15 protein-coding genes are annotated in these 13,885 nt (G+C 51.1%); all 15 read right to left on the reverse strand.

Features of this window, described 5'->3' with window-relative positions:
* Positions 1–6: 6 nt before the first annotated feature.
* Complete coding sequence (gene flhB / locus IC617_RS10470) at positions 7–1,191, reverse strand: flagellar biosynthesis protein FlhB (RefSeq protein WP_191144944.1); 1,185 nt, start codon at positions 1,189–1,191, stop codon at positions 7–9.
* A 10-nt stretch (positions 1,192–1,201) separates the two neighbouring features.
* On the reverse strand, positions 1,202–1,981 hold the full coding sequence (gene fliR, locus IC617_RS10475) for a flagellar biosynthetic protein FliR (protein ID WP_191144945.1): 780 nt from the start codon (positions 1,979–1,981) through the stop codon (positions 1,202–1,204).
* Positions 1,981–2,250 (reverse strand): flagellar biosynthesis protein FliQ, encoded by a 270-nt coding sequence (gene fliQ, locus IC617_RS10480; protein ID WP_087505680.1) that lies wholly within the window; start codon positions 2,248–2,250, stop codon positions 1,981–1,983. The genes fliR and fliQ overlap by 1 nt, the downstream gene beginning before the upstream one ends.
* 17 nt (positions 2,251–2,267) lie before the next feature.
* On the reverse strand, positions 2,268–3,080 hold the full coding sequence (gene fliP / locus IC617_RS10485) for a flagellar type III secretion system pore protein FliP (RefSeq protein ID WP_191144946.1): 813 nt from the start codon (positions 3,078–3,080) through the stop codon (positions 2,268–2,270).
* Entirely contained in the window at positions 3,062–3,400 is a 339-nt protein-coding gene (gene fliO / locus IC617_RS10490; RefSeq protein WP_191144947.1) for a flagellar biosynthetic protein FliO, read from the reverse strand. The genes fliP and fliO overlap by 19 nt, the downstream gene beginning before the upstream one ends.
* A 50-nt stretch (positions 3,401–3,450) precedes the next feature.
* On the reverse strand, positions 3,451–3,873 hold the full coding sequence (gene fliN / locus IC617_RS10495) for a flagellar motor switch protein FliN (RefSeq protein ID WP_191144948.1): 423 nt from the start codon (positions 3,871–3,873) through the stop codon (positions 3,451–3,453).
* Complete coding sequence (gene fliM / locus IC617_RS10500; RefSeq protein WP_191144949.1) at positions 3,870–4,940, reverse strand: flagellar motor switch protein FliM; 1,071 nt, start codon at positions 4,938–4,940, stop codon at positions 3,870–3,872. Before fliM ends, fliN begins: the two co-directional genes overlap by 4 nt.
* A 9-nt stretch (positions 4,941–4,949) precedes the next feature.
* Positions 4,950–5,462: a flagellar basal body-associated protein FliL gene (fliL, locus tag IC617_RS10505; protein ID WP_191144950.1), complete on the reverse strand. Its 513-nt coding sequence runs from the start codon at positions 5,460–5,462 to the stop codon at positions 4,950–4,952.
* A 58-nt stretch (positions 5,463–5,520) separates the two neighbouring features.
* Positions 5,521–7,701, reverse strand: a complete 2,181-nt coding sequence (locus tag IC617_RS10510) for a flagellar hook-length control protein FliK (protein WP_191144951.1) — start codon at positions 7,699–7,701, stop codon at positions 5,521–5,523.
* Positions 7,702–7,850: 149 nt separating this feature from the next.
* Entirely contained in the window at positions 7,851–8,297 is a 447-nt protein-coding gene (fliJ, locus tag IC617_RS10515) for a flagellar export protein FliJ (protein ID WP_191144952.1), read from the reverse strand.
* A complete protein-coding gene (fliI, locus tag IC617_RS10520) occupies positions 8,297–9,640 on the reverse strand; it encodes a flagellar protein export ATPase FliI (RefSeq protein ID WP_191144953.1) in 1,344 nt (447 codons plus the stop codon). The genes fliJ and fliI overlap by 1 nt, the downstream gene beginning before the upstream one ends.
* Complete coding sequence (locus IC617_RS10525) at positions 9,618–10,520, reverse strand: flagellar assembly protein FliH (protein WP_191144954.1); 903 nt, start codon at positions 10,518–10,520, stop codon at positions 9,618–9,620. The genes fliI and IC617_RS10525 overlap by 23 nt, the downstream gene beginning before the upstream one ends.
* Before the next feature lie 57 nt (positions 10,521–10,577).
* Positions 10,578–11,621, reverse strand: coding sequence for a flagellar motor switch protein FliG (gene fliG / locus IC617_RS10530; protein WP_191144955.1), 1,044 nt, complete (start codon positions 11,619–11,621; stop codon positions 10,578–10,580).
* A gap of 15 nt (positions 11,622–11,636) precedes the next feature.
* Positions 11,637–13,346, reverse strand: a complete 1,710-nt coding sequence (fliF, locus tag IC617_RS10535; protein ID WP_191144956.1) for a flagellar basal-body MS-ring/collar protein FliF — start codon at positions 13,344–13,346, stop codon at positions 11,637–11,639.
* A gap of 17 nt (positions 13,347–13,363) precedes the next feature.
* Positions 13,364–13,693: a flagellar hook-basal body complex protein FliE gene (gene fliE, locus IC617_RS10540; protein WP_191144957.1), complete on the reverse strand. Its 330-nt coding sequence runs from the start codon at positions 13,691–13,693 to the stop codon at positions 13,364–13,366.
* Positions 13,694–13,885: the final 192 nt, after the last annotated feature.

Consider the following 13,885-nt stretch of genomic DNA (forward strand, 5'->3'; position numbering starts at 1 on the left):
GATGTGTTATTGCGGTGAGCCAGTATCAGTCGGTTCAGGATGGATCGGGCGCCCATCTTGGTCGAGTACCAGAGCCGTTGGGATATGCTGCTCAATGGAGACCGGTTTAGGCCTCGCGCCCTTGCCACTCTGGAATAGCTTCAATTGATAGACATATGCCAAAATCTGCGCCACGGCGGCGAATAAATCGCCCGGAATTTCTCTGTCTAGTTCAGTGGTATAGTAAATCGCACGTGCCAAGGTCGGTTGCCGCATGATAGGAACTTCATGTTCACGGGCAATCTGACGAATTTGTTCGGCAATGTAATCAACCCCTTTGGCAATCACCACCGGCGCTTTCGAACCTTTAGTGTCGTAACGCAAGGCCACGGCAAAGTGATCGGGGTTGGTCACCACCACATCAGCTTTAGGCACTTCCCCCATCATCCGCTGTTGGGTCATTTCCATTTGCAGCCTGCGAATTCGGCGCTTGATTTCTGGGTTACCCTCGGTGTCCTTGTATTCGTCCTTGATCTCCTGCATTGACATCTTTAACTGCTTGTTGTGATTATAAATTTGGAATGGAATATCAATCAGAACAATCAATAGAATCGAGCAACACAAGCCAACAAACATCCACAAAAACATGGTGACTGCGGAAACAATATCGTGGGGCGATGCTTTTTCTGAGACCTGCAGAATATTTGGAAACAGCCACACCAGCAGCATGATCGCCACTGCCGCAACGACTGCGAACTTAGCAAAGGCTTTGATTAGCTCGACCAAAGCTTGCGGACCAAACATCCGCTTGAAGCCCTGCAATGGTGACATTCGATTGAGCTTGGGAGCTGCGGCCTCGGCACTAATGGTGACCCCACCAAGGGCAACTGAACCGATAAATGCGCAAACAAAAACCAGTGCCATAAAGGCCGCCATTGGCCCTAAAATGCCTTGCAAAACACCGGCTAGTCCATTGAGAAACGCATGAATATCGTAAATTTTTTCTCGTTCGATGGTAAATAGCTCAATAAACACTGACTGCATCGCCAGTGCCATCGATTTACCAATCCATAAGAATCCAACAGCACTCGAGATCAGTACCGCTGCGGTGGCCAGTTCTTTGGAGCGAGGCACTTGACCTTTTTCTCTTGCCTTCTCCTTTTTTCGGGGCGTCGCCTCTTCTGTTTTTTCCTGATCGCTGTCTTCAGCCATAGCGCCTCCGTCAACAACTCAGCAACAGGAGATCACACACCAGCTCTAGGTGGCGATGCCATTGTCGTTCGAAATGAGTAGCGAAGTTACCGATCGTCAACCACAGGATTAACAAACCCGATAACATGGTAATTGGAAAACCAATGGAAAAAATATTCAGCTGCGGCGCCGCCCTTGTCATGACGCCAAACGAGAAGTTGATCAGTAGCAGCGCAACCACCGATGACAACGCCATGCTCAGCGCTGCCGTATACATCCAGCCAGCCCATGCCACCATTTCGAAAAAGTTAACTTCAGCAAGGCTGTGCAAGCCCACCGGCAGCGAATGGAAACTCTTGGAAATCGCTAGCAGTAGGGCAATGTGACCATCAAAGGCAAGGAAAACCAAGCTCGCCAGCAGCAGAAAAAACTGGCCGACGGCGGGCACTTGCTGACCATTCATCGGATCGACGATGTTGGCAAAACCTAAGCTGGTTTGCATACCGACGATTTGCCCTGCCAATACGAAGCTAGCAATCAACAATTGCGATGCTAAACCAACTGCAAAGCCAATAATCATTTCTTGTGCCGTGACCAAAAATCCGGCAATTGAGAACAGTTCAATATCGGGCATCGGCGGCAACATGGGTTGGATCGCCACGGCTAACGCAACGGCCAGCGCCATCCGGATGCGCATGGATATATTTTGCGAGGAGAGTAGCGTCATCGACGCAAACATGGCACTGATCCGTGCCAGCGGCCACAGCAGGCTCGCTAGAAAAGAAAGCACGACATCGAGTGGCCAATCCATCAGCCAATGACCTGAGGGATCATGTCAGCAAGGCGGTAAGTGAAGTCCATGATGGACGCGGTAAGCCAGTGCGCACTCATCATCAGCGCCACCAGCGTCACAATTAACCGCGGTAAGAAGCTAAGCGTCTGTTCGTTAATCGACGTCGCCGCCTGAAAAACCGCAACAATCAAACCAATAAACAAGCTCGGTAAAACGATCACGGACACCATAAACACAATGAGCTTGAGCGCCTCACGAAAAATATCGACAAATACCTCAGGTGTCATAGCGGCTCTCCTTTGAGCTACATGCCGAAGCTGGTTGCCAGTGTGCCCATCACTAGGTTCCAGCCATCAACCAGCACAAACAGCATGAGTTTAAACGGCAGCGATACAATCATTGGTGACAGCATCATCATACCCATCGCCATCAATACACTGGCGACCACTAAGTCAATGATTAGGAAAGGGATAAACAGCATAAAACCGATTTGAAAAGCGGTTTTCAGTTCGCTAGTAACAAACGCAGGAACCAGCACAGTCAGCGGCACTCGCTCTCCGGGCTGTACCGCATCAACACCGGCGATTTCCATAAATGCTTCTAAGTCGGTAGTGCGCGTTTGCGCCAACATAAACTCTTCCATTGGCACCCGACCAACAGCCACCGCATCCTGAAACTTCAGCTGCTCATTAAGGTAGGGTTCAACGGCTTGATTATAAACTTGTTCAAACACCGGTCGCATAATAAACAAGGTCATGAACAAGGCCAGTCCAATGATGATTTGGTTTGACGGCGTTTGCTGCAAACCGGTAGCTTGGCGCAAAATCGACAGGACCACCACCACTCGGGTAAAGGATGTCATCAGCATCAAAATCGCGGGAATGAAGCTCAGTGCCGTCATAATGGCCAGCACTTGCAGCGTCACCGAGTAACTTTGCGAGCCATCTGGATTGGTAGTCACATTAAATGCAGTGAGCCCGGTTGAGTTTTGCCCTGCGGCTGCACTAGCAACGGTATCAACAACTTGTGCTGTAGTTGGCTCTTGGGCCATGACGCCAGATGAAACCACTGTCAACAGAGCCAGAAAAATAAATTGAATTATTGTTTGCTTCGCCATGGTAGCCAATTTGGTGGAGTAGTAGGTTGTTGAATATGTTGTAGCGCTTCGGGTAATTGCTCGGCGTTAAATTCGGCTAGCGTGTTAATGGCCTGGGCAGTGACACCAAGCAACAAATAGCGCTCGCCAACCTTCACCAGCAGCAACCGCTCTTTCGTGCCGATATGGCGACTTGCCACCACATCCATCCCAGACGGCGCCATCAGACTACTCGGCATCAAGCGCTTCCATAGCCATGCTAAGCCGATTGCTACAGCGAGCACCACCAGCAATGATACAAACATCGCCAGCATTTGTTCCATCGAATTTGATGCAGTCACGTCAGCAACTCTCTAAACAAAAAACCGCACCATCAGCGGTGCGGTGACTTTTAGCGCAGTTTCTTAATGCGCTCGGTTTGACTAATCACATCAGTCAATCGAATACCAAATTTGTCGTTCACCACAACTACTTCACCGTGCGCAATTAGGGTGCCATTGACCAGCACATCAAGTGGCTCACCGGCGACTCGGTCAAGCTCGACCACGGAGCCCTGGTTTAACTGCAGCAGGTTGCGAATATTGATTTTACTGCGGCCGACTTCCATCGAAATGGTCACCGGGATATCCAGAATGCTCTCTAACCGACGCTTTTCTTCCGGAGTGATTTCCGACTCTTCATCAAACTCTTGCAACTCAGCGGGCTGCGCTTCGAGGGCTTCATTACCAAAACCATCGGAGGTTTGCTGTGCTAGGGCTTCGGCCCATTCGTCGGCGACCTGTTGATCATCGACCTTGTCATTCTCGTCGCTCATAAATCCTCCTCGTCTAGGGTTTGCTCAAGACGTTCAATATCGGCCTGACCATCAATCCGCACACCACCGCGAGTCACCAGAGCCAGCTCGCTCTTAACCCCAGTTGGTCGCTTAATTTTTTCTTTGATTTTCAGCGCCATTTGATCATTACTGCGGCCCACCGTTGCGCGGAATGACGGTAAGTCTTCAACAAATACAGTGGCCGCTTCTGGCATTTCCACCGGAATAATATCGCCCGGTTTGTAATTCATAATGTCGCGCAACGACACTTCGGTATCCAGTAACTTGGCTTTGATATCGACCGGTACGTCCATGATTTCATCCCGCAATGCCATTGCCCAGCGCAAATCGGTATCTTCTTTGTCACTTTGCACGCCGGCATCAAGCAACTCTCGGATCGGCTCAAGCATGGAATACGGCATGGCGATATGGAAATCACCACCACCACCATCCAAGTCAATATGGAATGACGACACCACAACGACTTCAGTTGGGCTGACGATATTCGCCATCGCGGGGTTCACCTCACTATCGAGGTACTCAAACTCGCAGTCCATCACTGGCGCCCACGCTTCTTTGTAATCAACAAAAACCAGCTTGAGCAGCATTTGGATAATTCGGCGTTCGGTTGGGGTAAATTCTCGGCCTTCGATCTTGGCATGATAACGACCATCGCCGCCGAAGAAGTTGTCCACTAGGACAAACACCAGCCGAGCTTCCATGGTCACCAACGCGGTGCCTTTGAGCGGTCGGAAGCGAACCATGTTGAGCGATGTGGGTACAAACAGGGTGTGAACGTACTCGCCGAACTTAATCATCTGAACGCCATTAATCGACACTTCAGCTGAGCGGCGCATCAAATTGAATAAGCTGATGCGCATGTGGCGAGCAAAGCGCTCATTGACAATTTCAAGGGTCGGCATACGACCCCGGACAATCCGATCTTGAGACGAAAAGTCATATTCCATGACGCCTTCGGCGCCACCTTCTTCTATCTCTTCTTCTTCGACTTCATCGGCGCCATGTAGTAGCGCGTCAATCTCGTCTTGGGATAATAGATCGGTCACTCGTTTGTCCTACTCAATGACAAAACCGGTAAACAACACCTGTTCAACCACATTTTGCCCTTCCACTCGGAGGAAAGTCTCCCGAATATCACTTAACGCTTGCTCGCGGAGTCGTTCCTTACCTGCCAGCGACACCAACTCTTCTTCGGTTGTGGCACTGAACGTTTTGTGTAACGTTGCTTCAACCAGCGGTACGTGCTTGCGCGCCAACTGCTCGGCATCTTGACCTCGAACCAACAACTGCACTTTGATTTGCACTGTTCGCGGTCGGTGCGCACCTTGAATCATAAAATCAAGCGCTCGTGGCATGGCCACGTACAAAGCGTCACCAATTTGAGCCGGAGCCGAAGATTTTGTCGCTTCACCTTCGGCGGCTGCCGAAACTTCGTCACTTGAAGAACTACCTAGCAAAAACCAGGCCGCCAAGCCACCACCAATCAATACAACAACCACAAGTGCGATGATGATCAGTAATTTGTTCTTACCGCCGGGTTTTACTTCCAATTCTACTTCTTCAGCCATATCCAATCCTGATTGTTTTCATGGGTGACAATTGGCCGCTAGATTAGCACAGCGTTCATCAGGCGTAGAAGTCCACCATGCCTGCTTTGAGAATTACATGCTGAATTTCTTTACTTTCGGCTACTATCTGACCATCAACGCCATTTGAATCCTGCTGATGACGTTGGCCGGATTGCTGATCTTGACCACCTTGGCCACTCTGCCCCCCTTGTTGGCGCTGATGGGAAACATTGGCTTGAGTTAACTCGATCTGCTGTTGCTGCATCATTTCGCGTAATCTTGGCAGCGCCTGTTCAATCGCGTCACGCGCTTGCGCCGATTGCGCCATGAAACTTACCTGCGCTTGGTCATTCTGAACTTGCACGCGCACCATCAAGCTGCCTAACTCAGGTGGATCGAGCTGAATTTCTGCCTGCTGCATCTGCTTGTCCATCATCATCAGCAAGCGCTGGCCAAGCATTGGCGCTAGTTTATCTTGCAACAGCTGCATTTTTTCCTGCACTTGCGCAAGCTGTTGGGCGTGACTTAACGGCTCTGAACTCGGCGTTGCTAGTTGCGACTGACTGGCTGTTGGTGCGGTTGTCAGCTGACTTTGTAGTGGTTGTGGCGTCAACTGAGTATCAAAGCTCTGCCCCAGGGTTGCGGTAGCAGGAGTCCGGCGAGCCAAAACCGATTGTTCGGTTTCATTGAGTTCCAACTGCGGCTCACCAGAGCTGTCTCCATCCGTCTGGCCATATTGGCCAGACCATTCGGGCAGACTACTTGCTTTCCCTGATACCTGTTGGCGTCGGTCGTTGTTGACACTGTTCACTTGATGTTGCTGCAGTGCCTGTAACACGTCAGGTGATGCTGCCGTTTTTTGGCTGGCTTCAATCGGAGCTGATACAGCTGGTTGTAAGGCTAACTGCGGGTTAATTTCCTTGGTTTGTCCAATCTGGCTGATTTCGCCTCCAGCACGATCGGTCGGCTTCATCTCTTTATTGAGCAATTCGGAGACTTTTTCCGACTGAGGTTTCACTGAGATCACCTGCTCGTCGACGAACTTACCATCGGCAACATCGGCTTCTGCAACCTCATCAACGGCTGGTATAGCGCCCTGCATGGTCAATTCACTGTTAGTCGTGTTCAGTGGGTTTAGTGCTGAGTGACCACCAGACGGAGCAACACGAGCCGCATCCAGTGGATTGGCCGTTTTGCTGCTTGCTGACAACCGCTGTTCCAGCTCATTTGCCATGCTGCTGCGCCCAGCAAACGGGTTGTCCCAAATAAATTGCCGTAGCTCAGGGGGCAGGCCCTGTTGTTTTGTCAGCTCCGCGTCGGATTCAGTTTCGACGCTGATTGTTGCTTCTGCAGATGGAACAACAGCGGCAGTATCTGCCTTCTTCGACAGCATGGCTTGCAATTCGCTGTCTTCAGTTTGAGCTTCAAGTTCAACTTCTGTCGATTCAGCAGGAATTTGTTCTTCACTTAGATTGAGGAGCGGATTCACGCTCAATTGCCCAAGCTCGGTTGAGCCGCCCGCTTGCTGGCGCAACTCAGAGCCTTCAATGCCCAGATTTGGATTCGCGCGGTCTGAGATCTGTTGTTGCTCTTTTGGTTGCTCTTTTTGCTGCTGAAGTAGCTGCAACAAATCCGCCGCTGAGGTGTGGCTAAACGGGCCATCATTGTGATTAGTGGAGGCATCAATGATGATGTCTGAGTCAAGGAAGCCGTCTCTCCCATCTTCATCGATGGACTCAACTTGCTCTGCTGACAACCCTTGTTGATGGAGCTGCACAAACAACTGCTCGAGGTTTAGTGGATGTCGCTTTGTCTCAGTCGCAGTTTCAGCCAGTTGCTCCAATGCAACACCGCCAATACTAGTCTGCTGTTTGGCCAATTCATTCGCTGGCAACTGATCTTCGCTGTGGGGTAATTTGGTTTCAACAAATTGCGATAATAAACCCAATAGCTGCTGCGAATCTGAATGTTCATCGGAAAGAGGTGGCAATGGTTTGCCTTGCTGCTGAAACCAGTCGGCAATTTCGGCCTTTAACTGGTCAACCGAATAATGTTCGCTTTGCTCATCACTGACTAACACGTTCGCAAGTGCTTCAAGTTGCTCTTCAGGGGCATCCTCTTCAACACCTAACTGGCTAAAAAGGCTAGCAAAAAGACCTTCTCCTTCGGCCGACTCCGAATCGGTCGAAGACCATACTGAACTGTCAGAAGAAGCATTCGATGGCGCAACAAACAACATAAATAGTCCTCAAAGATAACCCTACAGCGCTGTGCTTGTTGCCGCTCGAGTGGCCCCAAAACATCGCTCCCAGATTATTCAGCAAGACTCATACCAACCAACTAAAAATGAAGGAATTGCGGTCAATCACTGTTGACCAAGGAGAAAAGTTAACAAGCGCTGCGGCGAATAAAACTGCGGCTGGCAAATTCATCCAATTGATTCTGCTCGCGGCGATTTTGCAGCGCCACTTGTTGCGCCTGCTCGCGTTCAATCAACACTTCAATGGCGCGCTTTTCTGCGCGCGCATCAAGCCAGCCTTGACGACGTTGCTGGTAGACCTGCCGAGCCACATTGGTCGATTGCTCTGCCCGCCCTAGCGCCTCGTCCAATCGCATGACAAATTGCTGATACTGAATAAAGCTCTGTCCCGACAACCCTTCGCCGCCTTGCACGGTCAATTTTTGCAGGTAATCATTACGATAGCTTAGCAGTGTGGTGAGTTGTTGCTCTTGCGCAGCAAAGGCCTGATGGGCTTGCTCCATCATCTGCGCCGCTTTGGTTTCAGCCTCTTGCCGAAGCCGGACGATCATTTCCAACTGTTTGAGGTTTGCCATTAGCCAACACCTCCGAGCCGCTGGGTCATGGTTGCTGCTAACTCAGCAAGTTTTTGCAAGCTGGCATCATAGGGAGTCACTTCAACCATTTCTTGTTGCAAGAATTGCTCAATCACAGGCAAATAGTCGATTGCAGCATCAACCTTTGGATCCGAGCCTTTATTATAAGCGCCGATGTTAATCAAATCGCGGTTACTCTGGTAAGCGGAATAAACTTGACGAACCATCCGCGCGCAAATCATGTGCTCATTGCTGGTTACTTGCTGCATCACCCGGCTAATCGAGGCTTCAATATCAATCGCCGGATAATGGCCGGCATCTGCCAACTGACGCGACAACACAATATGACCATCGAGAATGGCGCGCGCGGCATCGGCAATGGGATCTTGCAAATCATCGCCTTCGGTTAATACGGTAAAAAAAGCGGTGATAGAGCCTTGCCCTTCGGCGCCGTTACCGGCGCGTTCCACCAACTGTGGCAACTTCGCAAATACCGATGGCGGATACCCCTTGGTGGCTGGCGGCTCTCCAACCGCTAAGGCAATTTCCCGCTGCGCTTGCGCGTAACGGGTCAACGAATCGACCAACAACAACACGTTCAGCCCTTGATCGCGAAAATACTCGGCAATAGTCAAGGCCGTTTCACAGCCTTTCAGCCGCATCAGCGATGAAGTATCGGCCGGCGCCGCCACAACAACTGAACGTTGACGCCCTTCGGGTCCTAGAATGTCATCAATAAATTCTTTAACTTCTCGGCCCCGCTCACCAACAAGACCAACCACCACAACATCCGCCGCCGTACCTCGGGTCATCATGCCCATCAAGACACTTTTACCAACCCCCGAACCGGCGAACAGTCCCATCCGTTGGCCTTGGCCAACCGTGTTCATGGCATTGATGGTGCGAACACCAACGTCAAGCGGTTGCGCCACTGGTTTGCGCAGTAGTGGATTAAATGCTTTCGCTTTGCCCGAAGCGTGATGCTGGCTGTAAATCGAACCTAAACCATCGAGTGGCTTACCGGCGCCATCAATCACCCGACCCAGCAACGACATACTCAATGGAATGCCATCGACTTGGCCAAGCGGCGTTACCCGAGCACCAGGAACAACGCCCTGCGCATCATCGGATGGCATCAGATACAAGGTGCCACCATCAAACCCAATCACCTCGGCGGTGATACTGCCGCCAGCCACTTCAACAGCACAGGCATCGCCGACCGCGGCTCTGCAGCCGACCGCTTCAAAAGTCAGACCAACAACCCGAGTGAGTCGCCCTGACATAATTGGCGGCTGCGGCTGAACGCCCTGATGATACGCGCTAAGGCGTTGCTTCAGGGTCATCACTAGTATTCTCTTGGGGTTGGTCGGTATCGGCGACAGGCGCTTCAGTAGGCGACGATTGGCTGCTAACGACCGGTTGTTGCGGCTGCTCTAACTGCTGCAGCTGGGCGAGGAATAGTTCGCTGACTATAGCCAGCCGCTGCTCCATGTCGATGACCACGTCTGATTGTTCGGTCATCATTCGAACATCACCGCGATTTAATCCGGCTTCTGGCTCTAATAACCAACCGCGTTGTTGAATTTGTTCATCGGAATAGCTGTTTTGCACCACTTCCATATCATCGGGGTGGAGCTGAACACGCACTCGTTGTTGCTGGAACGGCAACAACTCTGCGCCTTGTTTGAGAGTATTAAGGATCAGCTGGGAGTTGCAGCTTAACTCATGCCGGGTGACCGCTTGAGCAACGGCTGTTACCAGCTGGACGAGCTCTCGCTCAACCATTTGATCAATCTGTTGTTGTGGCTGATACAGCCCTCGCATCAGGGCATCAAAGTGCTGTAAACGCTCTTCAACTTCAGCCTGGCCTTGGGCCAAACCTTGCTGTCGGCCTTCTTCTAACCCTTGCGTCAAACCTTCGGCATGACCGGCTTCAGAACCTTGCTGATGACCTTTGATAAAGCCTTCTTGTTTGCCTTCGGCAAAGCCTTCCTCGCGCGCCGCAGCTCGGATCTCTTCCAATGCTTCGGCGGTGAGAACTGGTGCTTCCTCCACCAGCTGCTCATCTTGGTCATCGGCCTTGGTTCGCTCAAAGCGAACATTCATGGCATTGGCCACAACCTGTTCTTCAAGCGTCACATCGGGCAGATCCCAACGCGCGGCAAGTTCAGCTTCGGTTTCTTGCTGTGGCGTTGTGCTTTGCTGATGCTGTGATTCAGTCATAAGGGGCTCAGCATCGGTCGGTTCATTGGCCATTAGTGTCGGTCAACTTTAACTTGATTAAACGAACTCATCGCCGCCGCCAGCGCTGAGCATCAGCTCACCGGAGTCAGCTAGGCGTCGGGCAATCGAGAGAATTTCTTTCTGTGCAGCTTCAACATCGGCAACCCGAATTGGTCCCATCGCCTCCAAGTCATCGGCCAGCAACTCAGCAGCACGTTTAGACATATTGGTGAAGAACTTCTGTTTAAGCTGATCATCAGAGCCTTTGAGAGCTTTTTGCAGCACTTCTTGCTGAATTTCGCGCAACAAGGCTTGAATACCACGATCATCGACATCAATCAGGTTCTCGAACACAAACATCAGATCCTGAATTTGCTGCGCCATTTCTTCGTCACTTTCACGCAGCATGTCCATCAACTGGCCTTCGATGGTGGTATCGAGGTAGTTCATAATGTTGGCTGCCGCTTTCAAGCCGCCCATTTTGGCTGCTTGAGCACCGGATTGACCGGCGAACTGTTTCTCCATAATTTCGTTCAGCTCCTGCAATGCTGCTGGTTGTACTTCTTCAAGGTTGGCGATCCGCATCATCAGATCGAGCCGAACCTTATCGGCAAATTGCGACATGATCTCAGCCGATTGCTCCGGCTCTAAGTAGGACATCACAATGGTTTGAATTTGCGGGTGTTCATTTTGGATAATGCTGGCTACCTGACGGGCATCCATCCACTTGAGGGAATCCAAGCCTTTCGAGCCGCCGCCAGCAATGATCTGGTCAATTAAGTTACCGGCTTTATCTTCACCCAATGCTTTGGTTAGGGCGTTACGAATGAAGTCAGCGCTATCAACACCAATCGACGAATACTTCTGAATATCGTCGAGAAACAGCTTGTGCACTGCAGTGATCCGCTCTTGGGTGAAGTCGGTCATGCCGGCCATCGCCATACCCACTTTCTGAACCTGTTTTGGCTCCAGCTGACGGAGAATCGACGCCGCATCTTCCTCAGTTAGACTGAGCAGCAAAATGGCAGTTTTATCAAAGCCAGTCATGCCCTCCAACTCGGGTGGCGCAGCTGTGTTGTTTTCTTGTTCTTTAGCAGCCATTAGTCAGTCCTCACCTTAAGCGTCTTCAAGCCAGCTTTTAACCACCTGAACCGCCAGTTCAGGCTCATTGGCAACCAGCGCCCGCACTGCTTTCAACACGTCTTCATCACGGTGTAAATCAGGCAGCTCCAGTCTACCACTGGTCAATGTGCTAATCAGCTCGTCGTTGTCCGCTTCGAGTAACGCTTCTTGCGCAGCTAGCATGGTGTCGTCGAGTTTACCGGCAACAGGGCCATCGAGCAGCAGCGCATCATCCTGAGTATCATCGCTGCTCGTCAGGCGTTTCAGCATTGGTCGCATCACCCCAAGGATCAAGGCAATACAAACCAGAGCGAGCATGAACCACTTGATGGAGTAGCGGAACCACTCGGTGTCATAGAAGGCTTTTTCTTCCATTAAGCCCAAGTCAGGGCGAACAAACGGTACCGTCACCACCTCTAGGGTATCGCCACGTTGCAACGAAAACCCGAGGCCTCCTTGCAATAAACGACGAATGTTGTCCAGCTCCTGCTGGGTTCTTGGCGTGGTGGTCGGGTTACCTTCGGCATCGACCGAGTCGTTGTAGTCGACCGCAACTGATACACTGAGTCTGCGGATCACGCCGATTTGCTGGCGCGTGTGGCTAATGGTGGTATCCAATTCATAGTTGCGCGTGGCTTCGCGATGAGAGCTGGTTGGCGTGGCTTGCTCCTGCCCACCAGCAGCTTCTTCGGGGATATTAGCGTCGAGCGGCGGCTGGTTGGTTAACGCCCCTGGAATGCCAACAGCGAGATCACCCGAGTTGACGTTCTCGACCGTCATTTCAGAGCGAATTGCTGGTAAATCAGGGTTATAGCTGCGATGAGTTTGCTCAACCGCAGTGAAATCCATATCGACATCGACTTGTGCGGTATAGCGCTCAATGCCAACCGTTGGGATCATGATGGTGTCGATTTTTTCTAGGTATTCCTGCTCGCGCTTGCGCTCTAGTTCATACTCACGGCGCTGCGCCATGCTCAGCGGATCTTGCGAACCGGAATTCAACAAGCGGCCGGTTTGGTCGGTGACAGTCACTCGGCCCGGCGCCATGCCATGAACAGCTGACGCCACAATATCAACAATCGAGTCGACTTCTTCTTGTAATAACGCCCGGCCACTTGCCAGACTCACCACCACCGTTGCAGATGGTTGCTTGGTTTGGCGAGCGAATACGTTCTGTTTCGGAATGGCCAACAGCACTCGCGCTTTTTTCACTGGATTAAGCGCTTCAATGGCTTTTGCCAGTTGCTGTTCGCGGCTGTATTTGAGGCGCTCACCTTCCAAGCGCTGCGACACCCCAAAACCCATGTCTTGCATCAGAATGCTATCGCCAGCCTCGGCATCATTAATCAGTCCAGCGCGGGTCATCAGTAGGCGGATGTTCTGATATTCAGACATCTTGACCATGACCGTATTGCCATCGATTTTGTAATCAATTTTATTCTGATCGAGGAAGTTAAGCGTTTCGATTAACTCCTGGGTCTCCATCTTGCCGAGCGGTCGCATGTCCGGCTCATAGGCCCACATCATGACGAAAATCAGCAAGGCTAAGCTAATCGTCAATGACAAGATAATGACGACCTGACGCATCAAATCGATATTACCCAAGCCTTCGAGAACTTTGTTTTTAGTCGATTCCGAGTCGCTCGCATTATCAGCGTTAGTGCTGGCAACGATGTCGGTGTTTTCGGTCACTGCTTCTGCCACGGGATGATCTCCTTAACCTACACCGGCATGCTCATTATTTCTTTGTACGCTTCCATTAATTTGTTGCGTACCTGAACCGTCGCATCAAAAGCAACGCCTGACTTTTGCGATGCAATCATGACATCACCAAGGGAAACTGAACGATCGCCCATTTCAAAAGCGGTCGCTTTGGCTTTTGAGTCGGCTTGCAGCTCATTGACGTTATCAATGGCCTGACGCAGCAAATTGCCAAAATCAACGGAGGAGGTATTAGACGGGGCAATAGCAGTGCGCTCGACAATATTGCTATTCGCTTCGAGCTTCATGCCTTGCATTTGTTGAAAAACGTCGTTGGCCATTACCTTCATGACGAAATCCTCTGGTTGCCAATTTCTTGGCAGTTAGTTCAGTCTAGAGGGGTTTCTGCAAGGACTTTGCCAACCACGAAAAAAAGCAGCCAAGATGGCTAATGCCAGTCAGTTAAGCTGACTGGCATTTTTCTTATTGGGATATTTTCGCGCCTTGTGCTTCACGCATCTAGGGTAAATTCTGTCTTCCCG

Origin of the sequence: Neiella litorisoli (genome assembly GCF_014773395.1) — a bacterium.
GTDB lineage: Bacteria > Pseudomonadota > Gammaproteobacteria > Enterobacterales > Neiellaceae > Neiella > Neiella litorisoli.

What these genes read in the sequence shown, in the direction of transcription:
- IC617_RS10525 (WP_191144954.1), bottom strand. Translation starts at nt 10,520, where the DNA reads ATGACTGAATCACAGCATCAGCAAAGCACAACGCCACAGCAAGAAACC.
- fliJ (WP_191144952.1), bottom strand. Translation starts at nt 8,297, where the DNA reads ATGGCAAACCTCAAACAGTTGGAAATGATCGTCCGGCTTCGGCAAGAG.
- fliN (WP_191144948.1), bottom strand. Translation starts at nt 3,873, where the DNA reads ATGAGCGACGAGAATGACAAGGTCGATGATCAACAGGTCGCCGACGAA.
- fliR (WP_191144945.1), bottom strand. Translation starts at nt 1,981, where the DNA reads ATGGATTGGCCACTCGATGTCGTGCTTTCTTTTCTAGCGAGCCTGCTG.
- fliP (WP_191144946.1), bottom strand. Translation starts at nt 3,080, where the DNA reads ATGGCGAAGCAAACAATAATTCAATTTATTTTTCTGGCTCTGTTGACA.
- fliQ (WP_087505680.1), bottom strand. Translation starts at nt 2,250, where the DNA reads ATGACACCTGAGGTATTTGTCGATATTTTTCGTGAGGCGCTCAAGCTC.
- fliE (WP_191144957.1), bottom strand. Translation starts at nt 13,693, where the DNA reads ATGAAGGTAATGGCCAACGACGTTTTTCAACAAATGCAAGGCATGAAG.
- flhB (WP_191144944.1), bottom strand. Translation starts at nt 1,191, where the DNA reads ATGGCTGAAGACAGCGATCAGGAAAAAACAGAAGAGGCGACGCCCCGA.
- fliI (WP_191144953.1), bottom strand. Translation starts at nt 9,640, where the DNA reads ATGACCCTGAAGCAACGCCTTAGCGCGTATCATCAGGGCGTTCAGCCG.
- fliG (WP_191144955.1), bottom strand. Translation starts at nt 11,621, where the DNA reads ATGGCTGCTAAAGAACAAGAAAACAACACAGCTGCGCCACCCGAGTTG.
- fliL (WP_191144950.1), bottom strand. Translation starts at nt 5,462, where the DNA reads ATGGCTGAAGAAGTAGAATTGGAAGTAAAACCCGGCGGTAAGAACAAA.
- IC617_RS10510 (WP_191144951.1), bottom strand. Translation starts at nt 7,701, where the DNA reads ATGTTGTTTGTTGCGCCATCGAATGCTTCTTCTGACAGTTCAGTATGG.